Origin of the sequence: Leeuwenhoekiella parthenopeia, assembly GCF_020782115.1 — a bacterium.
Lineage (GTDB): Bacteria > Bacteroidota > Bacteroidia > Flavobacteriales > Flavobacteriaceae > Leeuwenhoekiella > Leeuwenhoekiella parthenopeia.
This window is the reverse complement of the sequence record NZ_JAJGMW010000016.1, coordinates 72,464-96,990: the sequence shown is the minus strand read 5'-3', so window position 1 is coordinate 96,990 and position 24,527 is coordinate 72,464. Positions and strand designations below refer to the sequence as shown.

General features: G+C 36.0%; 25 protein-coding genes. 8 read left to right on the top strand and 17 right to left on the bottom strand.

The annotated features are described in order from the left end of the window. Positions 1 to 7: 7 nt before the first annotated feature. The 8 genes from LLW17_RS12755 to LLW17_RS12720 all read right to left on the bottom strand — a co-directional run bounded on the left by LLW17_RS12755 (position 8) and on the right by LLW17_RS12720 (position 3,961). Complete coding sequence (locus LLW17_RS12755; RefSeq protein WP_228230672.1) at positions 8 to 472, bottom strand: VOC family protein; 465 nt, start codon at positions 470 to 472, stop codon at positions 8 to 10. Then, entirely contained in the window at positions 465 to 839 is a 375-nt protein-coding gene (locus LLW17_RS12750; protein WP_228230671.1) for a DoxX family protein, read from the bottom strand. Before LLW17_RS12750 ends, LLW17_RS12755 begins: the two co-directional genes overlap by 8 nt. Before the next feature lie 4 nt (positions 840 to 843). After that, positions 844 to 1,356, bottom strand: a complete 513-nt coding sequence (locus LLW17_RS12745) for an SRPBCC domain-containing protein (protein ID WP_228230670.1) — start codon at positions 1,354 to 1,356, stop codon at positions 844 to 846. 64 nt (positions 1,357 to 1,420) lie between these two features. Further along, complete coding sequence (locus tag LLW17_RS12740) at positions 1,421 to 1,825, bottom strand: VOC family protein (RefSeq protein WP_228230669.1); 405 nt, start codon at positions 1,823 to 1,825, stop codon at positions 1,421 to 1,423. Between the two features lie 9 nt (positions 1,826 to 1,834). Next, the gene (locus LLW17_RS12735; protein WP_228230668.1) at positions 1,835 to 2,335 is read right to left on the bottom strand and encodes an SRPBCC family protein; all 501 of its coding nucleotides are present in this window, start codon (positions 2,333 to 2,335) and stop codon (positions 1,835 to 1,837) included. A gap of 10 nt (positions 2,336 to 2,345) precedes the next feature. Beyond that, positions 2,346 to 2,756: an SRPBCC domain-containing protein gene (locus LLW17_RS12730; protein ID WP_228230667.1), complete on the bottom strand. Its 411-nt coding sequence runs from the start codon at positions 2,754 to 2,756 to the stop codon at positions 2,346 to 2,348. Next, entirely contained in the window at positions 2,746 to 3,078 is a 333-nt protein-coding gene (locus LLW17_RS12725) for a metalloregulator ArsR/SmtB family transcription factor (RefSeq protein ID WP_350355211.1), read from the bottom strand. Before LLW17_RS12725 ends, LLW17_RS12730 begins: the two co-directional genes overlap by 11 nt. Positions 3,079 to 3,328: 250 nt before the next feature. Continuing rightward, positions 3,329 to 3,961, bottom strand: coding sequence for an N-acetylmuramoyl-L-alanine amidase family protein (locus tag LLW17_RS12720; protein ID WP_228230666.1), 633 nt, complete (start codon positions 3,959 to 3,961; stop codon positions 3,329 to 3,331). Positions 3,962 to 4,150: 189 nt separating this feature from the next. On the opposite strand from LLW17_RS12720, the gene LLW17_RS12715 reads away from it, so the two are divergent. The 8 genes from LLW17_RS12715 to LLW17_RS12675 all read left to right on the top strand — a co-directional run bounded on the left by LLW17_RS12715 (position 4,151) and on the right by LLW17_RS12675 (position 11,333). Further along, positions 4,151 to 4,438, top strand: coding sequence for a hypothetical protein (locus LLW17_RS12715; RefSeq protein ID WP_228230665.1), 288 nt, complete (start codon positions 4,151 to 4,153; stop codon positions 4,436 to 4,438). 271 nt (positions 4,439 to 4,709) lie between these two features. Further along, positions 4,710 to 7,112, top strand: a complete 2,403-nt coding sequence (locus LLW17_RS12705; RefSeq protein WP_228230664.1) for a TraG family conjugative transposon ATPase — start codon at positions 4,710 to 4,712, stop codon at positions 7,110 to 7,112. 4 nt (positions 7,113 to 7,116) lie between these two features. Next, complete coding sequence (locus tag LLW17_RS12700) at positions 7,117 to 7,704, top strand: conjugal transfer protein (protein WP_228230663.1); 588 nt, start codon at positions 7,117 to 7,119, stop codon at positions 7,702 to 7,704. Positions 7,705 to 7,706: 2 nt separating this feature from the next. Continuing rightward, a complete protein-coding gene (locus tag LLW17_RS12695; RefSeq protein WP_067030851.1) occupies positions 7,707 to 8,549 on the top strand; it encodes a hypothetical protein in 843 nt (280 codons plus the stop codon). An 11-nt stretch (positions 8,550 to 8,560) separates the two neighbouring features. After that, the gene (locus LLW17_RS12690; RefSeq protein ID WP_228230662.1) at positions 8,561 to 9,175 is read left to right on the top strand and encodes a conjugal transfer protein TraK; all 615 of its coding nucleotides are present in this window, start codon (positions 8,561 to 8,563) and stop codon (positions 9,173 to 9,175) included. After that, positions 9,165 to 10,094 (top strand): conjugative transposon protein TraM, encoded by a 930-nt coding sequence (traM, locus tag LLW17_RS12685; RefSeq protein WP_228230661.1) that lies wholly within the window; start codon positions 9,165 to 9,167, stop codon positions 10,092 to 10,094. Before LLW17_RS12690 ends, traM begins: the two co-directional genes overlap by 11 nt. Beyond that, positions 10,091 to 10,954 (top strand): DUF4138 domain-containing protein, encoded by an 864-nt coding sequence (locus LLW17_RS12680; RefSeq protein WP_228230660.1) that lies wholly within the window; start codon positions 10,091 to 10,093, stop codon positions 10,952 to 10,954. Before traM ends, LLW17_RS12680 begins: the two co-directional genes overlap by 4 nt. Positions 10,955 to 10,961: 7 nt before the next feature. Beyond that, positions 10,962 to 11,333, top strand: coding sequence for a hypothetical protein (locus LLW17_RS12675; RefSeq protein WP_228230659.1), 372 nt, complete (start codon positions 10,962 to 10,964; stop codon positions 11,331 to 11,333). A 13-nt stretch (positions 11,334 to 11,346) separates the two neighbouring features. On the opposite strand, the gene LLW17_RS12670 is transcribed toward LLW17_RS12675, so the two are convergent. From LLW17_RS12670 to LLW17_RS12630, 9 genes are all read right to left on the bottom strand, one after another. Then, positions 11,347 to 12,702 carry an RNA-binding domain-containing protein gene (locus LLW17_RS12670; protein WP_228230658.1) on the bottom strand — a complete coding sequence of 452 codons (1,356 nt, stop codon included), beginning with the start codon at positions 12,700 to 12,702 and terminating at the stop codon, positions 11,347 to 11,349. Further along, positions 12,703 to 14,691, bottom strand: coding sequence for a hypothetical protein (locus tag LLW17_RS12665; protein ID WP_228230657.1), 1,989 nt, complete (start codon positions 14,689 to 14,691; stop codon positions 12,703 to 12,705). A gap of 3 nt (positions 14,692 to 14,694) precedes the next feature. Continuing rightward, positions 14,695 to 16,212, bottom strand: coding sequence for an ATP-binding protein (locus tag LLW17_RS12660; RefSeq protein WP_228230656.1), 1,518 nt, complete (start codon positions 16,210 to 16,212; stop codon positions 14,695 to 14,697). Positions 16,213 to 16,215: 3 nt separating this feature from the next. Beyond that, positions 16,216 to 17,082: a hypothetical protein gene (locus LLW17_RS12655; RefSeq protein ID WP_228230655.1), complete on the bottom strand. Its 867-nt coding sequence runs from the start codon at positions 17,080 to 17,082 to the stop codon at positions 16,216 to 16,218. Next, positions 17,075 to 18,496: an AAA family ATPase gene (locus LLW17_RS12650; RefSeq protein ID WP_228230654.1), complete on the bottom strand. Its 1,422-nt coding sequence runs from the start codon at positions 18,494 to 18,496 to the stop codon at positions 17,075 to 17,077. The genes LLW17_RS12655 and LLW17_RS12650 overlap by 8 nt, the downstream gene beginning before the upstream one ends. Beyond that, a complete protein-coding gene (locus tag LLW17_RS12645; RefSeq protein ID WP_228230653.1) occupies positions 18,493 to 20,037 on the bottom strand; it encodes an ATP-binding protein in 1,545 nt (514 codons plus the stop codon). Before LLW17_RS12645 ends, LLW17_RS12650 begins: the two co-directional genes overlap by 4 nt. After that, positions 20,030 to 21,694 carry an ATP-binding protein gene (locus LLW17_RS12640; protein WP_228230652.1) on the bottom strand — a complete coding sequence of 555 codons (1,665 nt, stop codon included), beginning with the start codon at positions 21,692 to 21,694 and terminating at the stop codon, positions 20,030 to 20,032. Before LLW17_RS12640 ends, LLW17_RS12645 begins: the two co-directional genes overlap by 8 nt. A gap of 3 nt (positions 21,695 to 21,697) precedes the next feature. Continuing rightward, positions 21,698 to 22,843, bottom strand: a complete 1,146-nt coding sequence (locus LLW17_RS12635; RefSeq protein ID WP_228230651.1) for a hypothetical protein — start codon at positions 22,841 to 22,843, stop codon at positions 21,698 to 21,700. A 95-nt stretch (positions 22,844 to 22,938) separates the two neighbouring features. After that, positions 22,939 to 24,522, bottom strand: coding sequence for a type IV secretory system conjugative DNA transfer family protein (locus LLW17_RS12630; protein ID WP_228230650.1), 1,584 nt, complete (start codon positions 24,520 to 24,522; stop codon positions 22,939 to 22,941). Positions 24,523 to 24,527 lie beyond the last annotated feature (5 nt).

The following is a 24,527-nucleotide window of genomic DNA, read 5'->3' as shown; positions in this document are numbered from 1 at the left end:
TTCTTATTTAAAAGTCTGCAATAATGATTTTTTTCATACCCATCATTTTTTTAAAGGCATTTGGTTTTTTATTAAGCTCCTCCCAATTTTCAGGACATACCTGCCAGCTTAATCCGTATTTGTCCTTCAACCATCCACATACGCTTTCTTCGCCCCCATTAGCCGTGAGCGTATTCCAGTAATAATCAATTTCCTCTTGTCCTTTACAGGGTATCATAAACGAAACCGATTCATTGAATTTGAAATGCGGACCAGCATTGATACCAATAAACCGCATTCCTAAGATCTCAAACTCAACTGTAAGTACCTTGCCCGCAAAGTCTTTTTGAAAATCTGCCAGACCTTCGGCTTCAGACTTTGGATAATATGTAGTGTTAATTACTTTACCGTCTTTGAAAATGGACAGGTAATAGTCAGCGGCTTCTTTTGCATTGCCGTCAAACCACAGGTTTGGAATTATTTTCTTAGCCATTTGATTGAATTTTTTGATTATAGATATATGATACTGCGAGTATAGCACCAACCACTAATGGCATTATAATGTAGCTGATATTTTTATCCACTACGATGTGGCTTATGACAGCAAAAATCAGATTAAAAGTTAAACCTGCGTAAGCCCATTCTCTCAATTTGATGGGAAGCTTAGGAAGCATCAGTGCTGTTGCGCCCAATATTTTGCAGATGATTAAAGTGTAAGCAAAATAGTCTGGATAGCCCAATGGTTTTGTCCCTGCGTTAAAGTATTCGTGAGCGAATATTAGTGTACCCAATGGCATCACAGCTTCCATCAGGAAAATGATAGTTGTAGCTACCCAAAAAATGATTTTAATTTTTTTCATCGTTTTATTTTTTTAAGGTTTCTAATAATTCATCTAATTTCTCAAGTGTTGAAATCATACCTTCTTCCATTCCCATATTGATTATGGTTTCAAGGTCATTTAACGAATCGTAAGTAACAACGGTTGTAACTGTGGCATTTTTGCCTTTGTCGTTAAAAGTCACTTTCCAATTTGCCGTAGGAAGTTCTTGATTTATTGTACCTTCACTATCACAAAATGCATCGATTGTTCGATAATAATCAATAGGGTTTACATCGTAATATTCGGTATAACCCCAATATTCAGTACCTTCTTGGTCAATCATTGCGTAATGCCAATGGCCACCATTTTTAAAGTCCATTGATTTTGTTTTAGTGGTAAATGGTTTTGGTGCAAACCATTGGTCCAACAATTCTTGTTTGGTGTAGCAGTCCCAAACCAGTTGTCTTTCTGCGTTAAACTCACGAACAATAGTGAGCGTGTTGTTTTCCTTATCTACAAGGAAGTCGAATTGCAAATTATTTTTCATTTTTTCCATTGGTTGTATTATTTTTATACTACTGCCAATCAATGCTGGCGGTTTGTTTATTATTCACTTTATTTTAATTCTGCTGGGGATATACCAGTTCCCATAAATGGCCATCGGGGTCAGAAATGTAGCCGATGTAACCTCCATAGAGTTCATCAATTTTAGCTTTTTCTTTTACTACTCCTCCATAATTTGGTGCATTTTCCAAAGCTGTATCTACATCTTTTTTAGTCATCAATGCACAACTGATAATTGTTCCAACATTTTGATTTGGAAGTTGCACTCCACGACCTGCTTTTCTGCTGTAGCCTTCAAAAGCCGTTGTTTCCATAAAAAATAAGGAAAGATTTGGAAGCTCAATCGTAATCATTCCTTCCTCAATCTTTATGTCAGGAAGTCCAAATATATTACTGTAAAATGTTAGTGTTTCTTCCAAATTTTGAACAGGCAAACAAAGTATTGTGGTTCTTATATTCATAATTTTATATTATTTTGATTTTGATAATAATTCGGCTAGGTAATCTAAAGTCATTGTGAAACCTTCTTTGAAGCCCATTTGTATATGCATTTCAAGGTCTTCAAGTTTTTCGTGCTTTATGGAAATTTTTACGGTTGTTGTTCCTTCCTTTTCGCTAAAGTCTAAATTCCATTTGGCAGATGGCATTTGTTCATTTACGTTTTCGTCCTTGTCCGCAAAGGCATCCTTGAACTGGAAATTATCTATTGGCGAAATAGAGGTAAAATCCTGAATAGACCAATGTTCTTCCCCTTCGGGACCGACCATTGCATAAAACCGTCTTCCGCCTTCCTCAAAATTCATATATTTTGTTCTTGATTTCCAAGGCTGCGGTGCCCACCATTGGTCAAGGATTGCCTGATTTGTGAAAGCATCCCAAACCGTTGGTTGGGCTGCGTCAAATTCCCGATTAACAAATACGGTACTTGTTTTCTTGTCGACGATAAAGTCGAATAACAAATTATTTTTCATCTTTCTTGTTTTAATTGTTCTCGGTATATGTTTTAAAATTGTTGAGGATAGACTGCCATCCTCCCTTTTGCATTTCTATGGGATTGTCCTCTTCTGGTTCAAAGACCACCACGATTTCGGTTTGGTCATTTCGGTTATGGAATTTTACGTTGGCCGTCCTCCCTCCAAATTCGTAGGTAAACTCCTGGCCCTCGATAACTTTGGTGTAGATGGCTTCAAAGTCGAATCCGAAACTTCCATCTTTGGCTTCCATTCTTGCTTTGTATTCTCCTCCTACTTTTAGGTCATTTGAAGCATTTGGGCAATGCCAAGATGGGTCTGCAAAATTCCAATTGACAATGTGTTTTGGGTCGGTGTAGTAGTCCCAAACTTTTTTCACGTCTGCTTCTATGGTTGCAGACACCTTAATCTCATTTTTCATCTTTTTTGTTTTTTAATGTTGATAATAAATGGTCCAATTGTCCGAAACGATTTTCCCAGATTTTTCGGAACTGTTCCAACCATTTATCGATTTCTTTCATCTTATCGATTTTTATTTGGTAATGAATTTCCCGTCCCTGTTGGTTTGCCTCAATTAAATCACATTCATTCAAGATTTGAATGTGTTTGGAAATCGTGGGTCTTGAAGAATCAAAATTAGAGGCAATATCTCCTGCTGTCATCGTCTGTGTGGTAAGCAGAACCAGTATCGCTCTTCGCGTCGGGTCGGCTATGGCTTGAAATATGTCTCGTCTCAGTTTCATTATGAAGTTATTTGACTACAAATATATATGAAGCCATTTAACTACGCAAATAATTTTAGATATTTTTTGATTGACCGAGGATAAGCTTTATCAACCCCTTTTAAAAATTGGTTTGTGAACCCATAGATAAATCAAGCGGATTTACCGCTTCCGAATACGAGTAATAATCCCTTTGAGCTCAATGAATATTTGTTTTAAAACTTTTTTTAAAATTTTAAAAACCAATGTATATAGTTCGCTCATAACCTTGTTAATTAATTTGTAACTTTTGCAGAATTGATAGCGCTACTGCAAATAAACTTTCTTCTTCCATTAAATGCTCTGCCTCATCCAGGTTGGAAAGGAAACCTAATTCTAAAAGTATCGCAGGAAACAAATCAGTAGCATCCCGTAGTACCTGAAAGCCTGAAAATTTTACACCTCTACTTTCATATCCTAATTGTTTATTGAGTGCAGCTTGTATTTCAAATGCAATCCAAGTGGCATCATCAGAATATTTGGATGTTGCACCTGCCACATAAACTTCTACACCTCTTGCATTCGGATTATCCGAATGATTGCAATGCAGCGACACAAATAAATCCGCTTTAAGGGCTTTAGCCAACTTCGTTCTATCGGATAATGAAATGAGGGTATCGGTGTACCTGGTCAAGTAAATATCTAAAGGGGTATCTAATTCATTATTTAGCTTCAGAATGGCATTTGCAATATTTAGTGCAACATCCTTTTCTTGAATGCCATTTACACCTATCGCACCGGAATCTTTTCCACCGTGTCCGGCGTCAATTATAATTCTTTTTTGAGTACTCATTTCTTGTCCGAAAATGATGCACATTTTCAAAAGTAAAAACATAAAACTGACGTTTTTGAGCACTTTTTTCATTTTCAATTTTCGGGTTATCAACAACTTCACTTCAAAAATCCATAGCATTTGATGCCAAATAATAGCAACGGAATTCAAACGAAACCAAATATTATTTTATTCACAAATATTTGATTTTCAGGTTATTATAATCAAATATATGTAAATTTCCCATAACGAAAACAACACAAAAATTTAAACTGTTACGTTATGAAAAAATCATTCTATTTAGCATCCTTTCTTTCACTCTTATCTACTTCGCTATTTGCTCAAATTGGTGGCATTGAAGATTCTGTTAACGATGTGGGCGATACTATAAGAACCGTATTTCCCATTTTACTTGGTGTTATTTTCCTTGTTGGTTTCCTTTTTAACGCAGGACACTTCTTTGGCGAAAATGCTGACCTTAAAAAAGGGATTACCCGGGTTCTCGTCTTTGTTTTGATTGCAGGTGCGGTAGTCGGCATCTTCACTTACCTCATAGGAATTGTTGTGTAAATGAAACAGTTCGAGGTCTATAAAAACATCAGGAAACGGGCGGTTATTTTTGGGCTGCCCATTTCCTTGTTTGCCTTAATGATGGTTTCCATACTCGCATCGCTTTTGGTCATTATTTTCTCTTTCAGCTTTGGGATAATTATAGGCGTACTGGTTTTTAACGCTGCGCTCTATGTAGCATTGACAAGAATTACCCACAACCCTCAGCTATTTCAAACTGCCAACGCATTCCCGAAAATTATCAGCAACAAAAGAAATTCAGGCTTCGACTATGAACAAGATTAACCTTTCTAAATATCAACCCATTGCAGATATTCAGGACAATATCGTGTTTGCTAATAATGGCAATGTCGTTCTGAGCTATGAAGGTAATCTACCTGAAATTTATTCGTTGTCCGAAAAGGACTTTGAGGATATGCACGGTGCTTGGTTTCAGGCTTTGAAGTCCCTACCTATTGGGACTGTGGTTCATAAACAGGATATCTATTTGAAGAAATCCTATTCTTCGGAACAACTTCCAAATACAACCTTTCTGGAAAAAGCCACACACGAGCATTTTAAAGGACGTGGACATATAGAACATAAATGCTATCTGTTCTTCATACTGACCAAGAACAAGGCACTTAATAATTCAAAATATGTCAACCCGTTCCTGAAGGTTTCCAAGGGAATTGTGCAAGAACTCAATGACAACGTTAAGAGCTTTGTCAATTCAGTAAGCGATTCCGTTTCCTTCATCAACAATAGCCGAAAGATGGAATTTATTTCGCTAAAAGCGGAAGAGATTCTGCAACTCACGAATGGCTATTTCAATGGTTTCAACGAAGGCTTTGATACGGATATCATATTAGAAAAGAAAAGCGTCAATATTGGCGAAAACCATTTTGATGCCCTGGCCATCAATAGCGAACTGTGCTTTGGCGAAAGTGTACAGAGTAGCAAGACCAATGAGAAATTCACTTCTGACGATTTTGTGTTTCATCAAGGGTTTATTGATGGTTTGGGGCTTACGCTTAATGAAAATCATATCGTCAATCAGATTCTCTATCTCGACGACAAACAAAAGTGGCGCAAATTGCTGGATAAGAAAATTGAAGAACTGAACAAAAGTTCCAATTTCGGGTCACAGAATAAAGTGGTGCTTGGAAAGATTCAGCACATCCTTGACCAAATCAATGCCGATGATAATGCACGTATAATTCGTGGGCATCTGAACATCGTGTATTGGTCTAAAGATGTCAAAGAACTTGATAAGATAACCTCAAAAATTAAGACCGAGTTTAAGGAACTCGATATTATCCCATATTACCCAAGAGGTGAGGAACGAAAAAACTATATCCTAAATAGTTTCTGCTGTTTCTCTTCCAACTTCTCGAACAATGACCTATACGTCACCGATTTAAAACACGCCCTGTGCTTGTTCATCAACAATACCAGCTACAAATCCGACGAAACTGGAATCATCTTCAATGACCGCGAACACAACATTCCCGTTCTAAAGGATGTCTGGGACGAGCGCAAGAAACGCATCAAAGCACGGAACTTTGCCATTTTTGCACCAACAGGTGAAGGCAAATCCTTTTTGGCCAATAACATCCTGCGCCAATATTTTGAAAGTGGTGTTCGTCTGGTCATTATTGACCTTGGTGGATCCTATACCAAGTTTGCCAAACTCTACCCAGAAAAATATACAGTACTGCGCTATGAAAGCGGAAAGAACCTGGGTATAAATCCATTCTACATAAGTAATGCAAAAGACCTTACACCCGAACGTTTGGAAGACTTATCAGTTTTCCTATTTGAGCTGTTCGCATCTGATTTGAAAGTTACCAAAGCACAATCGGTTTCGGTCAAAAAGATACTGCGCCATTATTATGACAGCACTTCAGAAAACCATTCTTTGGATGGTTTTTACAGCTTTATAGAAAGGAATCAGAAAGACCTTCTGAGCACCCTTAAAATCCATCCCGACTATTTCAATGTTACGAGCTTCTTGCACGTAATGTCCGAATATGTCGGCGATGGTCTATATAGTTTTCTATTTGAAGTGAGCGAAGACCAGACCTATAAAATCGAGGACAAACGATTGATAGTTTTTGAACTGGATGAAGTAAAGGACAATAAGGAAATCCTATCCGTGATGCTGAAATTGATAAAGTCAGCCATCCAAAGAACGATTTGGAAGAACCGAGCTGAAAAAGGCATCATCCTTTTCGATGAGTTTGCAAAACAGTTGAAGTTTGAAAACGTTTTGGAAAGTGTCGAGTTCTACTATCAAGCCATCCGAAAACAGAACGGTGCGATTGGGATTATCCTTCAATCTATCAATCAACTTCCGAACAATTCGACTTCAGCAAGTATCCTTGAAAACACACAGGTCATCTATAGCCTAAACAATGAGAAGGGTTATGACGAATTGGTCAAAAGGCTCAATCTGTCCAGCCACGACCTGAACCAGTTAAAATCCATCAAGAACAACCTTACCGGACCACGGAAATACACCGAAATGTTCATCAAAATAGGTAGGGAAAGCAACATCTTCCGTCTGGAAGTTCCTAAGGAAGTCTATGCCGCTTACCTCACAGACGGTAAGGAAAATGAGGAAATAATGAAGCTCTACAACGAGCATCAGGATATGCAAAAAGCAATCATTCAATTCACATCTAAAACATAAAGTTATGAAGACAAAAATCAAAACAATGTTATTCGGGCTAATCTTAGCGGTTGCCCTTTTAATGCCGAAAGATGCTTCCGCTCAAGGAATGCCGGTTTATGACAATACCAACTTTATCAGTTTGGTAAAACAACTCTTGGAATCTGGTAAACAGACGGCAGAAATGATCAAGTCCGTCAAATTCCTGAAAGATGCCAAGGAAGCCATTGAGAAAGTATCGAGCGTAGTGCAACAACTTAGAGCGGTTGAGGAAATCGCACAGAACAATCAGCGCCTTATCAATGTAATGCAAAATGATTTGCAGGATATTCTGAATTCGCCCTACATCAAACCCGAGGAAATTGATAGGGTTGTGGCCTCATTTGAAACCATTGTCCAAAATTCATTGGATACGGTGGATTTTATAGACGAAGTCCTATCCAGCGATTACCTAAAAATGAGCGATGCCGAACGTGCCGAAATCCTGAAAGCAAAAGAATTGGAATCTAAACAAATGGTGTCCAACATCACTACGAAAACGAAACGCTATCGTGACATTATATCCTTCAGAAAAATGCAGGATAAAGTCAATAACCGCGAAACAGAATATTAAAAATGACCGCGACCATCATTTTAGGGATTGGGTTGGAATACATCGATACGGTATTCCAGACCATACAGGCCAGCGACTTTTCGCAATACACTATTGCCGGAATGAAAACGCTTGCCGTCCTGTTCTTTTTGGTCAATATCCTTAAAAAATACAATGAAGGCATTGCAGATAAGGACGGTTATACTTGGGGATTGAGTCCGGGCGAACTGGCCAAGAACTTCGCTATTGTCCTACTGGTCATATTTTCAACGCAGGTGTTAGGATTCTTTGATGGGATATTGGTAGCCATCGAGGGACAATATAGGGGCACGGCACCTGCGTTACTTCCCTTGCAAATGCAGGATATTCCATTAGAGGAAGATGTAAGCCTATTTGATGCCGCAAGTTCCGCAATGACGCTTTTGTATGAGGCATTAGTAACACCATTATATGGTTTCAAAATATTGGCTTTTATCCTAAGTACCATCCTCTGGATATTGGATTTGTTCATCTATCCGCTATTCTTGGCAGAGCGTTTTTTCCTTTTGGGAATAATGCAAGCATTCTTCCCATTGGTCATTAGCCTTGCGGTCTTTGAAAAATTCCGTTCGCTCGCCTATACCTTCTTTAAACTGTATGCTGCCGTTTATATGCTCGTACCAGCGTTCTTTCTCGTCAATGTATTCATCAATGCCATCTATACGGAAATCAATACCAATTTCTGGGTCAACCTATTTGGGACTGATACAGGTCAGGGCTTTTTTGCACCTGTCGTTCAATTGGGTTCTGTTGGCTTCATCGTCTTCCTGAAATTCAAATTGTACAGACGTGCCACATCCTTTACGCTCAGACTCTTTACCAACTAATTCAATTCAAAATGAAAACACCTTACAAGAATATCTATAACGTCCTAAAATTAAATCGGTTTATCGTTTTGGCAGTCGTTGTCTGTGCGTTATTGTCCAGCACCTTTTCAGTTTGGATGGTATTCAACACCAATCAAAAGGCGCTCAATAGTGCTTTTGCAATTAATACCGATGGCAGTATTATTCCCTTAAAACTCGTTACCCAAAAAGAGAATTTCAAGGTGGAAGCTCTCGCACATCTGGAATTGTTTCACAACTACTTCTACAACATCGATGCGAGCAATTATGAACGTAACTTGGAAAAGGCACTTTGGCTGGGCAATAGTTCTGTGGACAATCTGTACCGTCAGAAAAAAGCGGATGGTGTTTACAACCGATTGCTTCAGTATTCATTGGTTCAAAAAGTTTTGAGTATTGATTCAAGAATTTCAGAAAGCAATGGCACGTATAGTTTCACGACCACAACCATTTTTGAAATTAATAGAGGTTCAATCATAGATACCTATGAATTAGTTTCCACCGGAAACCTGATTATGGTGGACCGGAACTTTCCCAACAATCCGCACGGACTTTTGATTACAAATTACTTCGAGAACACCCTTAAAAAATTAAACGATGAAAGTTGAGAAAAACAAAATAGTATTTGCAGCGGTATTGGCCGTGATTTTCATATTCCTCATTTCCTATTCCGTAATGGTAATGGGTGATGATGACAGCGAGAACGAAAGCCTACAACAGACTTTAGTGCCTGATTTGGAAGAAGACCAGAAAGAATACGAGTCCAAGCTCGATGCGATTAATGACCTCAAGGAAGTGCGTGAAACCAATGCACCCAGCATCTATGATGAAAAGCTGATTGATTCCCTGGGCTTTTACGACCCAGATTTACCGGAACGTGAAAAAGAACGTATCGTTGACAGTATCTATGATGCTGGCAAGATTAAGTATTCCGAAAAGCGGTATCAAAATTTGGGGCAAAGGCGAGCACCCAAAAAAACCAAACCAAAAGTGGACTCAGCTGAAGTTAAAAGAGCTCAAAAAATTGAAGCCAAGGAATTGGGCTTGGAACATCAACTGTTCTTTGCCGCTGCGCCAAAACCCAATGAAGTTTCAATTATCGGCAATACAGACGAAACGATTTTTGTAGTGGTGGATGGCGACCAAATTGTTCAGGCAAATACCCGATTACGGATGCGCCTTACCAAAGCTGCTACCATAAATGGCAAACTGATGCCAAAGAACACACCGATTTTTGGGTTTATCAGCTTTCAGCCCAATCGTGCATTGATTGAGATTGAGAATATAGAGCACCATCCCACCAAACTCAAAGCATTCGATTTGCAAGACGGTAGCGAGGGCATCTATGTTGAGAACAACTTTAGGGAAGAAGCTACGAGAGAGGTGCTCGATGATGTTATTGGTGATATAAATATCCCCAGTGTCCCACAAGTTGGCGGACTTACCCAAGTATTCAGGCGTTCTAACCGAAGGGTAAAAGTAACCGTACTCAACAATTACAAATTAATTCTAAAACCAAAGCTATGAGACGATATAATTATATATTCATAATGGTATTTGTTTTCGCTTTCGTACCTCGACCTTGCTCGGCACAGGTTACATCGAATTCAAAAACCACTCACTTACTTGATACTATTTATGCAAACGACACCAAGAATGTTGCGCTTTTCTTTCCGGAACCTATTCGGCAAGGCATAACCGGTTCAGATAATTTTGTCTTTACCTACAATCGTGAAAAAGAACAGTATTTTGGCCTGTTACAAGCTAAGCCTGGGAAGGAAAGTAATTTGCTGGTAGTCAACCGAAATGGTTCGATTTTTTCGTATATTGTAAGGTATAAAAAACAGCTTTCTAAGCTCAATTATTTCATTCCGGCATCCAATAGTATCGGGAATGAAAAGCCGATTGTGACTGATTCAATTCTTGCTGAATCTTCTGAAGAGCGTGTAGATAACAGAACCTTTTATTATCAAAAATTCTGCTCGTATCTTCTCAATAGAAAACAGCGCATAGGTCGAATCAAAAAGCGAAATGAAGGCATTGTTTTGAGCGTTGAGAATATCGTTTTTGATAAAGAAGAGCTCTATTTCGTTATCCAGATTGAGAATAATTCTACCTTGGATTACGATTTGAATTTCTTGAACCTTTCGATTGAAACACGACAAAAAGGAAAAAGGAAATCATTGCAACGCCTGTATCAAGAGCCGATTTACAAACATAATCTGCCTTCAAAAATTGTAGAAGGCCAAACGGTACGGTTCGTTTATGTGTTGCCCAAGTTCTCGTTATCCAATGACCGCAGGGCAATTTTAGAATTGAACGAAAAGGATGGTGAACGAAATATTGAAATGAAACTATCGCACAGATATATTAATAACCCAAATTAATACTGTTATGAAAAAAATTGTTGTTTTCTCGCTCGTAGTACTGTTTCTTTCTTGTGGTGATTCCACAACTAATGTTTCAGGACCAAGTGCTACAGCCCAAGTTGTTATCGAAAGCTTTTATGAAAAGGATGAAGAAACCTTAAAAGCCAACTCGACACCGCAGGCGTATTCAAACTATATGAATACCATAAATATGTTTAATGCTACGGTAAAAGATGATTCAAACTTTACTGTTTTGCAAGACACCATTATGGGCGACGTGGCTTGGGTAAAATATACCACAGCTTACGACAAAACGCCTGGTGTTTTTAAACTGATTAAACAGGATGGCAAATGGTTGGCAGATGCGAGAGGTTCAAAGGATAAATCGCCTTTTTGATGAAATTTGTTTTTTAGGTTTTCGGTAACTTTATTTCCCAATAACCTTGCGTGCCACCTTGACGAATTAGGACGCCTTTGTTTTTTATAGCTGTTATATGTTTTCCAACAGCAGATTCATTGATACCTAAAACATCTGCTATTTCATTGTAAGTTATAGATGGATTTGCAGCAATAAGTTTAACAACTTCTTTTTGTCTTTTAGTAAGTGTATCTATAGCATCTATTGCACCACCTGTTACACCACCTGTTACACCACCTGTTACACCACCTACTTGACCACCTTCTTCAACAGCAGTTTCTTTAGCCATAAATTTCATTCTAAGAAAGTTATCTGAAAAACTAAAGCTCTCTTTGCCATAGTGTTCCAAAATACGAGGGATGCCAGAACCTAATTGTTCCACCAGTTCCAAATCCTTAAAAATTCGCATCAATTCCTTATTCCGTGGGACTGAAAAGCCTTCGAAAAACTCTTGTTTGCTTAATCCTTCAGGTAAACCACCTGCCGATGTGATTTCAATTCTATCCGTAAAGATTTCAAACTTTGGGGTAATCTCATTGGTATAGTCATTATGCACAAAGGCATTGATTATCGCCTCACGCAAAGCGACGGGATGCCAAAGGTTGGCTTGTTGTCGCTCTTTGGCTGTGATTTTCGTCGCGGTTCTGTTCTCGACCGCAATTTTATCTATCACTTGTTTAGTGGCCTTTACCAAACATTCGTGGCCATATTCATTGCTTTCTATTAAGTCAGTACGGGTCTTTCCTGAATATTTGGCAACTTTTATAGAGGTATTGTTCTTGTCGGCCAAAAGATAGCCGGCGTAATTGAATGCACCATCCTCGGTAAGTAGTTCCAAGTTCTTTGCAAAGGCTTTACCAAGATTATAGCCAGCTTCTTCGTAGTAGATTTTCAACTGACCAAAATTCAAGTCCTGCCATCCAGATTTGATCTTACTGATGGAATTTCGGGTACGCTTGGCAAAGAGCTCGTCTATCATCTTTTGCGGCATCGGTTCAGCTGCTGAACCTAAGCGAATAAAACAACCCTTTTCGCTCATCCCATACTTTTTAAGATGATAGGGTTTTTCGGGACCACTCGCCACAATGATTTTTAGGATGTTCTTACCGTCTCTTTCTTCGCTTACTATATCAAATAAGCCAAGTGCAGAAGGACGGATATTGTTCTTTAGCCTATCCTTAATTTTCAACTGGTCGCCATCTGCATCTGCCAAACCATAAGTATTTCCGTCTTTATTGACACCAATGTATAGAACACCACCTTCACGGTAGTTCAGAAACGCAATGACCTCTTTTTCAAGTCCGTCTGACAGTTCTCGTTTATATTCTATGCGGTTTGTTTCTGGCATTTATTCATAATCATAAGTCAAAGTGAGGTCAATAAATTGGTCAGACTTTATCAAATGGTCAAATTTCTTTTTCAGTTTTTTATATTCCTTATCGCTTTGCTTAACATCTTCTCTTTTAATTTTGTAGAATTCAAAGAAATTCAACAAAATCGGGTTATTTGTTAAATTTTCAATATTAGAAAATTCGCTACTTTCAAGAATTGGCTTAACTTCCTCCCAAAGCTTTTCATCAGATTTAATGGCATTAAAAACAGACTTCCACTTTGGCGTCAATTCTAATTCCTCTTCAAATAGTTTTCTGTAAATGATAAAAGTTTCAGGCATATACATAATTTCAAAATACTCATCTTCACTAGCACCAAACGCCTTTTCAAAAAAGCTCCTTTCAGGTGGCACAATTCCTTTAGTAACATTACTAATAGATTGTATTGCTCTTATGAATTTTTTATTCCAAAATTTACCAATGTAGGTTCGATGTTTTGCTTCTTCTCCAAATAATGGTATATATTTCATTGGAAATGAATAAATATGAATATCCAATTCTTCTGATAGTTCCATATTAATATGCATTCTTTTCCATAAATCTTCAGGCCTATCTTTAAAATTGAAAAGAAGATAATTTGATAACCTAGTGATATCATATTTGGCAGCCAATCTTACTGCTTTTTCGTATGTTTTCTTTAAACCCCAATAATCAAATGCAATACGTAATGGATTTATAGGTATTTCACTAATCAATTTCATATTCTCGTCAGTTACATAACGAGCATCTGTGCCTTGATTAAAATCTACATATCGGTTTCTCGGTGCTTTATTTCGATATCGTTCGTATAATTCTTTTAATTCATCGTAAGCAAGTATTAAATTTTTCTTAGTAACAGAATTAATGTTTAATAAATCGAATTTATCATATATGTCGTAAACAATTTGTTCATTTTCTCCTTTAACTCTCCTATTCAAAAATTCTTGCAATAATGAAAAGCATTTTTTTACATATGCCACATCATTATCATCTCTTTTTAAATTGCGAATTGCAATATCCAGTTGGTTAGGTTCTACAAATTTTGCACCTTTAACAAACCCCATATCCTTAATATCTTGAATTATTTCCGGAAATTTAGGCGATGCTAGAACATTGTTATCCATAAGAAGAAGATTCTGTTGTTCTCCGTACAACTCTTTGATTTTCTCAAATTTATCTTTCGTAGGTATCTTTTCTTTATAAGTTGGTTCGAGTTTTGGTACGGAACAAAAGGCACAGGTTCTAGTACAACCTTTAGTCATAAAAGTAAAATATGCGCTACCTGTTGGGTATTTGTAGTCAATCTCGTCGAGTATTGAATAGTCCAAAGGCAAATCATCTACTATAATTGAATTTCCCTTATCAAGCATTCCAGGTTTATCTAATATACCTGTCATTGGCGTAATACCCGTTTCTTCCTCGACCTCTAGTGTTAATAATGAAGCCAACACACCACCTACTTTTAACTCATTTAAATCTTTAACCAAGTCTTTAGCTTCGTGAATTGCTTCGACTGTAATTTTCCAATAAAAAGTAAAAAGCGTTGTTACGTAAACCCTATCCCAAACTGGTTCTTCTCTATATTTTTTACTCTTGTAATAGTCTCCGAAATACTTTAACCACATTTCAACTAATGGAACTTGGCTAGTTATCTCACTGAAATTTTGATCCTCCATTTTAGGCGTGGGCAAGAGCGCTTCACGTTTCGTGGAATGGTTTGATTTTATAAATTTTGAAATATCCTCTTTTTGTTTTACCCAGTCAACTTTAGGGCAGACATCATTTAATTTGAACAGACAATCTTCTAAAATTTGATTAAATATAAACTGCTTTACTTTGCCTTTGTAGAAAACTACATTATCTCCTAACATTCTATGATAGGTTGCAATTTTCATCAAACCGATTGGTGGATATTTATTTTTATATCCAGGTTCTATTAATAATATATTTCGGTTTTTTCTTTGCATCTATTAATTATACTTTTCAGCGATTATTTCTTTTATATTTTCAGCATTATCAATGTCCAAATTTTTTTCCAGAATTTCAAAAACCTCATAAACTAAATTTCTTTTTTGTTTTGATAACTTTGATAGCTTAGGTTTTACATATTGGATAAGACTATTAGGCATATCATCTACAAATAAACTTTCATCTTCTACTTTTTGATTGTATATTTTTCTAAGAATTTCGTTTTCCTCAGCTTTTACCGCTATTTTATTCAATTTTGTGATAGCCATCTTGGCCTTATCGAATTTTGGCTTTAGTGCTCGTTTCTTTTTTATCTCTTCATTTTTACTTCTGAAGTTAGTACTCTCAAAATTTTCTTTCTCTCTGTTGTATAGCTCAATCTTTTTTATACAGCTATGAATATCAGAGGATTGATGAGCAATCTTATACAGAGAGCCAAATTCCTTCTTTAGTTTTTCTTCAAAAAGAGTTACTACTTTGTTTTCGTTAAAATAGTCTCTTCTAGCATTAGGCTTGAAATTATATCCGAAAGTGTGAATCTCTCCAATAAAATGGTGATTAAATCTATCTTCTTTGAAGAAGCCGTTCAAAGTATTTTCAGAGCCAATCTGAATATTATCGTTTCGGATTCTGAATCCTCTTTCATAATCATCTTGATGAATTATGTTGTTTAATAAATCTGAAACCCCGTACCAACCTAATGCAATAAGCTCACCATCGCTATTAAGTATTTCAATAAACTCGACATCTATTATTTCTACAGGTTTGTATCCTGTCTTACTGTGTACGGTATTTTTATATGGTTTGAAAAGTTTTTCATTATTTAAATTTAGTTGAACATCATACTCTTCAATTTTAATATAACGTTTATTGAAATTCCGGTAGATTTTTTCTGAGAATTTAAAGTCTTTCCTAAAAGGTACGGGCGCAACTATGGACAAATATTTCTGTACTTCAACCTCATCGAGCAATAAATCATTAGTCACGTTAATTAAGCATACTTTGAAATAATGCCTCTCTGGCTGTTCTGTTTGCTGTTCGAAACTTGTGATTGCTCTAATTACCGTTGCTGCATCTGATGTATCTGTTTTATCTTCAATGATTCTTTTTAAGCTCTTGGCATTTAAGGTAATCGTATTCTTCACCTCCTCATTAACGTAACTTGTTTCAAAGACCAATTTTTCGCAGTAGCCTAATCCTCCTAATCTTCCGATACCTCGAAATCCTTTTCTCTTATTTCTATCCTTTTGTGAATTCGCTACATCCCCTAAAAATTGATATACATTCTTGTTTTCTATTCCAGTGGCATTATCGAAAATTGTAATAGACCTTTCTGCTCTGTTGATATGAATGTCGATTAAGCCTTCATCTTTACTGTTTAAAATATCTTGTTCAACCGCAATATCAATTTGGTCAGCCGCATTTTGAACATACTCCCGATAAATAAATCGAGCATCCTCATACATCCCCAATGTGAGTGTTTCTATTACGTTCTTTCCTATGTGTGGTTTAAACTCCATATATTAATCGTACTTAAAAACTCCAAAATGATTTTTTACCTCTTGCGGAATAACATTAATGTCATATTCATCGTGGGCGTGATAAATATTTGTACCAGCACCAGAAATTCTAAAAACTACATAAACTTTGTTGCAGGTATCATATCCATAATATGACAGATTGCCAAAGAATTTATCATACCTTTCGTCTAAGATTTCCTGAGGTGATTTAGAGCCATCATCTAACAAACAGCTGAGTTGACTAATGAATTCATTCTCAACATCTTTATTTTTCCAAGCTTCTTTATTGCCATATACTGATATATCGTGTTTTTCCTTGTGTTCAAATTTAGGGACGTAACTATCTATGAAATCCTGAAAATTATTTTCCCTATCTACAATTATGCACGAATGCTTTTTATCGTTTTTAGACTTAGTTACCAATTCATTAGTTTCATTCCATAATTTCTCGAAAGAAAAGTAAATCTTGTTTTCAGTATCATCAGTGTGATAATAATTCAATAGGTAATTAACTTCTGAAGAAGTTCTCTCGTTAAAATGACCTTTTATCTGATTTGGAAATGATTCTAAATCTTCATCTTGGTTCTTCGTGAAGTCATTACTCCCAATCTTTGACAAAAAATCGTAAAGCTGATGCACAATTGCCCATAGGTCTCCTTCCAATCCTTCACATAAGTTGGCAGGAAAATTAGAAATCATCTCCTCTTTTAATTCTTCACTTAATAAAAATGTAAATGTTTCCATTTCGTCCATCAACTTAGAAAGCGACAATAAAATACTTCCATATTCCAACCTATTATCTTCATAAATTGCTTTATCCCAAATAATAGACGACGGGTCGATGCTCGGTAAATAATTCTGTTTACTCATTAATTTTTCTCTTTTTTATTTGAGCTTCCACGATAGCGCGCATTTCTTTGCTTGGATGCTCAATAAAATCCTTTGGATAATAATTTAATATTGTTCCATAATCGTTTAATTCTAAAGTCCTGAACAATGAATTTTCTATAAAAGTCAAATTTATCTTATCGTCCATTTCATTACTCAAATCTTCAGCAATTCTACGGCGCATTCTTGTTATAAAATGGCTACTATGCGTTTCAACTATTAGCTTTTTATCTGATAAGGTGAGACTATATAAGAAATCGTAGAGTTTGCTCTGAATTTTTGGGTGAAGATGCAATTCGGGTTGCTCAATCATCAGAATTTTATCCGGATTCATTAGCAATCCCTGTACTATAATTGGTAGTATTTGACTTATTCCATAACCTACGTGCTTAATATTGACTATCAGGTCATTACCATATTTTAGTAAAATTCTATACTTCCCGTCATCTTCCTCAGACCATATTTCCTTTGCTAACACAAATTTTTTGCATATCCAATAGTTTACGGCTTCAATTAAGGAAGATTCTTTTTTTATATACTCTACTTCGCCTTTGTTATTCTCTTCAAAAACAAAGTGTGTAATTGGCCTTTCTGATTGGTCTTTAAGTATTTGGGATGTATTCTCACCATACTTGCCAACGTCAAAATTTTCCCTCTTAAATGTATAGCTCTCTTGAGGTTCTTTACGAGAGGGACCGATATAATGAATTGACTCAAAGAACCTGCTGATTAATTTTTTTGTATCGCTCACATTTACCACCTTATAAAACTCTTCTGTTAGAGTGGTTGACCTACCTTGCAAATCTTCATCTTCAACCTTTTGTTTATAGCTGATTTGATTTGGAAAAATTGAATTATATTCTACGTTTAATTCAGATATTATATCGGCAGTAAAATTTTCATCAATAAAAGTTGGGGTATTTGTTTCAATTTTATGAACTAGATTCTTATCCTGATAAAAACGAATATATTTGTTTGTGTCCTCGTCAAACTTAAACTCAATCTGAAATAGAGAAATTATTATCTTATTACTACTTATAGAAAAATGAACATCTATTTCACAACTATACCCACCTAGAGAATCAAAAAATTTGGTAGTTTTTCTATCATCTAAACTTTGATACTCCTTTTTCGAAAACAAAAAGGATATTTTAATATTTTTCTCAGCATCGTGGTTATGTATTAAATCATTAAAACTCGAAGTTTCGTAAAGCCCTCCGCTTAAATCGAGAGGCCTATTCTGAGATTTCTGTTCAATTGAGTGCTTTAGCAATAGTAAAATCTGGAAAAATGAAGACTTACCAGCACTATTAACGCCTGATAAAAGTGTCAACGGTTTAATCTCGAAACCTTGTACTTTGTGAATGGATTTAAAATTCTCAATTGATATTTTCATTGCAGCTCTTCTTTAATTTTTTCTTTAAGCAATGATGCTAAATCTGGTGTTAAAACTGTATCCACAACCCCAAAAATCTTAGAAACCAATTTCCTGTCTTTTCGGCTTAAAGTGGTAATATCATCAGTAATAAATTTTGTTTTACCAGTATCCTTGATTTTTACTTTACTTACATCCTTATTCTTAGCCTTAACCACATTGTCAAAAACCTTAGATTTTGAAGTGTCAGCTGAGGATATTTTTTCTTTCTCTTTTTTTAGCTCGGCTTCCGCTGTTGCAGCTTTTTCCTTTTTTTGTTCAAATTTTTCTATGAAATCAGCTTTCTCCTTTTCGTCCGTAAAGCCTCCATTTTTCGATTTTTGCTCAAAAACCTTCGTGAAATCCACTAAATCGTCAATTTTTTTCTGGCTGTTCCTAACTTTTGATGAGAAATGATAAAGATTGTGTAATTCAAAAAATTTAAATTTTAAATGTTTCTCAAATTCTTTTAAAGCCTTATTTTCTGTAAAATAATCTCTACGTGAGTTCGGTATAAGTTCCGGACTTACCGCGTAAACTTCGCCGAAGAAATATTTGGTACCTCTTGATTCTTTAAACAGTTTTGACAGTGCATCCTCCAATCCAATCTGTATATTCCCCTTTCTAAGCCTCAAACATCGAGCTGTATTAATGGCTGGCAAAACTTTTGTAAAGTTTGAAATAGCATACCATCCCCAAGCTAAAAGTTGGTTGCTTGAATTACGAATCTCATAGGTTTCAATGTCGTGTATTTCGTCTATCTTTTTTCTGTTTTGAGTATCTCCTGAATATATACTCATTGTGTAAGATTTAAGCACCTGATTTCTATTGACGTAAATAAGATATTCATCAATATTGAAATCGAGCTCTTTAGCCTTGGTATAAACTTTATCCTTGAAGAAAAAACCTTTTTTATAAGGCACTGGTGCCACCATAGTTAGATAATCATATATATCATCCTTATCTAAAAGAGTTTTATTTTTAACACCTTCCAAGGTAACTTTGAAATAATGCGTTTCTTTATCTTCTTTTTCTTCCTTAAAAGTTGTTACTTGGTCAATTACTTTTGAGGCATCTTCCTTAGTACTACGATTATTTATAATTGATTTTAGTTCTTGCGCATTCCAAATAAGGTATGTCTTTACATCTTCTCCTTTGAAGCTTGTTTCAAAGATTAATCTATCTGCATAGGCAAGACCTCCAAGTCTTCCTATTCCACGGAATCCTTTATTCTTAGTTCTATCTTTGGTGGATTTTGCAATATTCTTTAGAATTGATTGCACATTATTTTTAGATATACCTGTGGCATTATCGGTTATGCTTATTTTTTCAGTATTTGGTTGAATCTCAATTTCAATTTTGCCATCTCTTAACGTATCAAACAAGCCATCTTCAACCGCTTTATCAATCTGGTCAGCACTATTTTGTATATATTCTCGAAAAATAAACCTTGAATCCTCGTACATTCCTAATGTAAGGGATTCAATTACATCTTTACCTATTTGAGTTTTAATATTAGCCATTCGGGAATTGTTTATAAAGTGGTCTTGGGAATTTAATATTCAGTAGAGAACGAAATACTGGGTGTTCGATGATATATTCCCCTGGGTCAAGGCGTGTCATCATATTTTTGTAAACATTAGGAACGAACCTATAATCACCTTTCGATATTTCTATTGCATTGGTTCTTCCATAAGCGTGGGTAGCACAATTTCCTTTTACTCTATCGTGAATAGCGCTTTTAAATTGCTCGACCGAAAAAAGAATAATCCCCAATGAGCGACCACGCTCAGAAATATCAATAATTTGCCTTAGAATAGGTGAGTTTTTTGGTATATCCTTGGATGCATACTTATTTAGCTCGTCAATAAAAATCACAATTTTTGAAGGAATATCATTTTCGTCTCTTTCTTCCTGTCCAAGCTTGAGGTCATATATTGCCCTAATAACATCTCCGAAAACAAACGCTTGAGTATCTTGGTCAAGTTTTGCTATATCTATAACGTGAATATCATTCTTTTGGATACTTTTTATTGAATCTCGTAATCTTACCTCGCTTTTTTCTGGTACAACTCTCGGATTGAAGATTTCATTATTCAACGCTTTGGTAACAATTCTTTTGAATTTCCTCCAACTCATTACAGAAATTTCTTTATCTCCTTTCTGTCCAGATTTAGTATATTCTCCAACTTTGTTTATAAACTGACTCCAAGTAGTTATATCGCCAAACCCACCTTGTCCAGTCAATATAAAATTTACAATGGACTCCATAGTGCCAGTTGAATCTTCCACATTTGAAAAAAGTAAATCTAAACTCTCCTTATCATCTTCAAAATTATATTTGTATCTAAAAGCTTTATCTAAGTCAACTTGCGTATTGATATCGTCACTATTGCCATAACTATGTGTCTTAGATTTTGAGTGGTTTGAATATGGATAATAAAACTTGGCATTTTTAAAAGGTTCAGTATTCAAGCCTAACATTGAAGTGTATCGCTCTTTTTCATCAATACTCAAATCTTCATTAGGCTCGTCAATAGCTAATAAATCCCTTCCTTTTACATTAAACATCACAAAAGCTACCGAATCACTTTCATCAGTCTTCGATAAATATTCATCCTGAATAGCCTTCATCAAAAACATTGTGTAAGAAGTCTTGGCCGCCAAACCAGAAATACCTGAAATATTCAAGTGAGCACCCTCTGGACCTATCAAAAATTGAGAATTAAAGTGTACTGGCAAAGTCACTTTATCTTCGTCTCGATACATTTCCATATACCCACATATAAGTGGGTTTTTGATTTTATCCAAGCCCAAAGCTTCAAGAACTTCAGATTGTTCGGCCAGACCCACCTTACTCCCGTCAAGGACTGGGGTGTAAATACTTTTGTTATTTCCCAGAACTTTTGCCTTAACAAAGTTCATACCTATGCGATGCATATTCGGTTCAGTAGAAACATCCCCAAAATCACTTGAAATAAAATTACTTAAGTAGCTTGCTGAATCAGTAATATGCGATATCTCCTCTATAACTCCGTAAGATATAGACTTATCAATATGTTCAACTTTGACCACATCGAAGGGGTTCAAAATTCTTTGTTTGTTGGTCCAAAAATAAAATTCATCAATTGTAGTTGGTTTCTTTTCGGTGGCAGCTACTTTGCCTATAATTTTTTTCATATTTTAAAATAAATTTATGAAATGTATATCGCTTAGATATTGGCTCTTAATATACGACTCTGTAAGATGAACGGGATACAGATGTTTTTGCCATCGGTCATCCTTGCCATAGCAAACAGGGTTTCTTTCATTTATTATATTGGCACTAATCAAATCTATCTCATCTGAATCCAAGCCTTCTTCTTCTTGGATTTCGCGAACTAAAATCTTCTCGATTTTAAGAATCCCGTCAAACGGACTTAGAGTATCACGAATTCTCAAATACCAAACCGCAAATTTCACATCAGGAATTCTTTCAGTTTGATACATAAAAGCAGGTGTTCTATGATAACACTTTAATTCTGCAATCCTTCTTGAAATGTCTTTAACATCATTCGATAAGGCTTCGGGATTGAATGCTTTTGAGACACCTACAACGCAATCATAGTTTGTTTTTATCACGGACAATTCTTTAGCCTCTCCACTTTTCATATATTCAAGAGAACCATCCTTTATTAAAAAGGATTGGTCGTTTAATTTTTTAGCTCTAACCAGTTCAAAAACAACTTTTTGCTCCAAACCAATCATCTCATCCTGAATTTTAGCAACACCCCTATCTTCATATTTATCATTTTCTTTTAGAGTCTTGCTACTGTATGGAAGGATTTTGCTGAATTTCAAGTTCTGCTTCAGAAGAATATCCTGTTCATTCAATTTTTTAATCAAATTATTAAAGAACAAACCACTGTTTCCAATTCCTTCTTGGGCATTAGCATTTTCAGGAATTGAAATAACCAGAGGATTTTTCAAATTAACAGATTTAAAACTATGCCTATCCTGTCTTTCACAAACTGCTACACCTATTTGACCTGCTATTACGGGATAAAGTCTTTTGCCATAGGCAATATCATCAACTTTATAAGTACGACGGGAACCATCAAGAAAGTATTTAAAAAGAGGTTTACCGTTTTTGACAAGCCTATCTGCCAATTCTTTTAAAGATTTTGTCTTGGTCAGACTTTTATCCGTCTCGCCTTTCTTTTTGACTTGTATACCTTTTTTATCCTCGTATTCTATCTTCGGGATTTCAACAGATTCAAAGCAGTACTTATAGGATTTAAAATTTTTCCCATCTGTCTCATCGGCAATAAAGTCTAAAATTTTCTTCATATAACAATAAACTTTGCAATATCGTTGAATTTATATAATTATACTAAATATTTTTTAGTTTTCTTTAACATTTAAAAGGTTATTATTTTATTAACTCAGTTTCTAAATATCGACCGCACTTCAGCATAAACCCGCTCAAAATTAGCATTCATATCAGCACTTGAATATTGCTTGGTTTCTTTTGGTAGTTGCCTATTGATGTTAGATAATTTGAATTGTACCTTCTTATCTTTCCCATCGGCATACGTGATAAACTCGCCCTGCTTTAGCCTGAAAAACACATCGGCTCTTATCTTTGGAATTTCCTTTTCGCCCGTCGTGATTCGCGTATCAAAATCCAGATTATGACCACGACTTATACTTTTTGTAGGATCCTTGATGATTTCAAAAAATCGTTCGTAATATTTTGCGGTATCTGGATCGTTGACTTTGCCGAAAAACTGATAGGATAAATTGCTTAATATAGCTTTGCTTGCTTTATCGCCGTACATCATATCATTCTGGATTTTATCTTGCATCACATAAATAGTTGCGATATTGTAACTTCTCAACGTTGCCGGAATACGGTGCATATTTAATAGACGAATGGTCGGTGCTTCTTCCATTAGCAAGAATGATGGTTTGGAATTCCGCACGCTCATTTGTTTTGTAATGGTGTGAATAATAGTAGCAATAACAGGCGAATATGATGTTTCAAATTTGGGATTGTTTACTACGGAAATGATTGCAGGATTATCTTCGCTATTTACATTTAACGGTACTTCATCTGCCGATAATGCCATAAAAATGCGTTGTGTGCTAATTCGTTTCAGCGCATTGGCCAAGGTACTTTTAACGCCTGCGGTCTGCCTATCTGAATCCTTGCCGCTTATAAAAGCATCTGCCATTGCCCTTGATGTGGTATTAGTTTCTAAGAATTGGATTAAGCTATCCGTGTCCAGATATTGGTAAATGGCAATTAAATGAGGAAGTGTACAGAATTGTGGATAGGTGGTTTTCAGTTTCCAAATCAACCCACCAATCAAACCTTCCGCAGCATCGTTGAAGAACTTCGTTGTGCCAGTCGTGCCACTTTCCCTTTGCTCTAAAAGATTTTCGATTAGCACTCTCGACACCTCATTTACGCTTTCCTCGTTCTCTAAATAGCGTGGCGCAATAGGATTTACCCTGTGGATGATTTTATCGAAGGAAATGACCTTAAAAGGGATATCGCTGTCTTTGAAAAGTGGATATGCCATTTCGGTCAGTTCAAAATCCTTATAGTCGTGGATAATTCCGCAATACCCTTCTTTCCGAAAGTGTTTCAGAAATCCATACACAACACTTTCGGTCTTTCCACTTCCGGCAGAACCGATGATGGATGCACCCCGTTTGATATTATCCAATTTGAAATTGCCCTTGGTCGTAGGAAAGTTGACCTGATATTTGCTATCGCCATTTTTCGGCTTGTCCGTTTTATGAAGGAACACATACATTCCTATGTTAATTAATATGAGAGGGCAACCCAGATAGAGAGAAATCAGAATCAGTCGGTTTTCCTCGTTCAAATAGAACACCATCGCACCAAGCACGAGAAAATTAACGATGAATGCATACCTACTTACCCGAAACATCGCATAGAAAACGATACTGGCCAGACCAATAATTGAAAGTGAAATTATGAGATTGTCTATTTGCATAATTG

Coding starts and splice junctions, on each gene's coding strand:
- LLW17_RS12755 (WP_228230672.1), bottom strand. CDS start 472: ATGGCTAAGAAAATAATTCCAAACCTGTGGTTTGACGGCAATGCAAAA.
- LLW17_RS12750 (WP_228230671.1), bottom strand. CDS start 839: ATGAAAAAAATTAAAATCATTTTTTGGGTAGCTACAACTATCATTTTC.
- LLW17_RS12745 (WP_228230670.1), bottom strand. CDS start 1,356: ATGGAAAAAATGAAAAATAATTTGCAATTCGACTTCCTTGTAGATAAG.
- LLW17_RS12740 (WP_228230669.1), bottom strand. CDS start 1,825: ATGAATATAAGAACCACAATACTTTGTTTGCCTGTTCAAAATTTGGAA.
- LLW17_RS12735 (WP_228230668.1), bottom strand. CDS start 2,335: ATGAAAAATAATTTGTTATTCGACTTTATCGTCGACAAGAAAACAAGT.
- LLW17_RS12730 (WP_228230667.1), bottom strand. CDS start 2,756: ATGAAAAATGAGATTAAGGTGTCTGCAACCATAGAAGCAGACGTGAAA.
- LLW17_RS12725 (WP_350355211.1), bottom strand. CDS start 3,078: ATGAAACTGAGACGAGACATATTTCAAGCCATAGCCGACCCGACGCGA.
- LLW17_RS12720 (WP_228230666.1), bottom strand. CDS start 3,961: ATGAAAAAAGTGCTCAAAAACGTCAGTTTTATGTTTTTACTTTTGAAA.
- LLW17_RS12715 (WP_228230665.1), top strand. CDS start 4,151: ATGAAAAAATCATTCTATTTAGCATCCTTTCTTTCACTCTTATCTACT.
- LLW17_RS12705 (WP_228230664.1), top strand. CDS start 4,710: ATGAACAAGATTAACCTTTCTAAATATCAACCCATTGCAGATATTCAG.
- LLW17_RS12700 (WP_228230663.1), top strand. CDS start 7,117: ATGAAGACAAAAATCAAAACAATGTTATTCGGGCTAATCTTAGCGGTT.
- LLW17_RS12695 (WP_067030851.1), top strand. CDS start 7,707: ATGACCGCGACCATCATTTTAGGGATTGGGTTGGAATACATCGATACG.
- LLW17_RS12690 (WP_228230662.1), top strand. CDS start 8,561: ATGAAAACACCTTACAAGAATATCTATAACGTCCTAAAATTAAATCGG.
- traM (WP_228230661.1), top strand. CDS start 9,165: ATGAAAGTTGAGAAAAACAAAATAGTATTTGCAGCGGTATTGGCCGTG.
- LLW17_RS12680 (WP_228230660.1), top strand. CDS start 10,091: ATGAGACGATATAATTATATATTCATAATGGTATTTGTTTTCGCTTTC.
- LLW17_RS12675 (WP_228230659.1), top strand. CDS start 10,962: ATGAAAAAAATTGTTGTTTTCTCGCTCGTAGTACTGTTTCTTTCTTGT.
- LLW17_RS12670 (WP_228230658.1), bottom strand. CDS start 12,702: ATGCCAGAAACAAACCGCATAGAATATAAACGAGAACTGTCAGACGGA.
- LLW17_RS12665 (WP_228230657.1), bottom strand. CDS start 14,691: ATGCAAAGAAAAAACCGAAATATATTATTAATAGAACCTGGATATAAA.
- LLW17_RS12660 (WP_228230656.1), bottom strand. CDS start 16,212: ATGGAGTTTAAACCACACATAGGAAAGAACGTAATAGAAACACTCACA.
- LLW17_RS12655 (WP_228230655.1), bottom strand. CDS start 17,082: ATGAGTAAACAGAATTATTTACCGAGCATCGACCCGTCGTCTATTATT.
- LLW17_RS12650 (WP_228230654.1), bottom strand. CDS start 18,496: ATGAAAATATCAATTGAGAATTTTAAATCCATTCACAAAGTACAAGGT.
- LLW17_RS12645 (WP_228230653.1), bottom strand. CDS start 20,037: ATGGCTAATATTAAAACTCAAATAGGTAAAGATGTAATTGAATCCCTT.
- LLW17_RS12640 (WP_228230652.1), bottom strand. CDS start 21,694: ATGAAAAAAATTATAGGCAAAGTAGCTGCCACCGAAAAGAAACCAACT.
- LLW17_RS12635 (WP_228230651.1), bottom strand. CDS start 22,843: ATGAAGAAAATTTTAGACTTTATTGCCGATGAGACAGATGGGAAAAAT.
- LLW17_RS12630 (WP_228230650.1), bottom strand. CDS start 24,522: ATGCAAATAGACAATCTCATAATTTCACTTTCAATTATTGGTCTGGCC.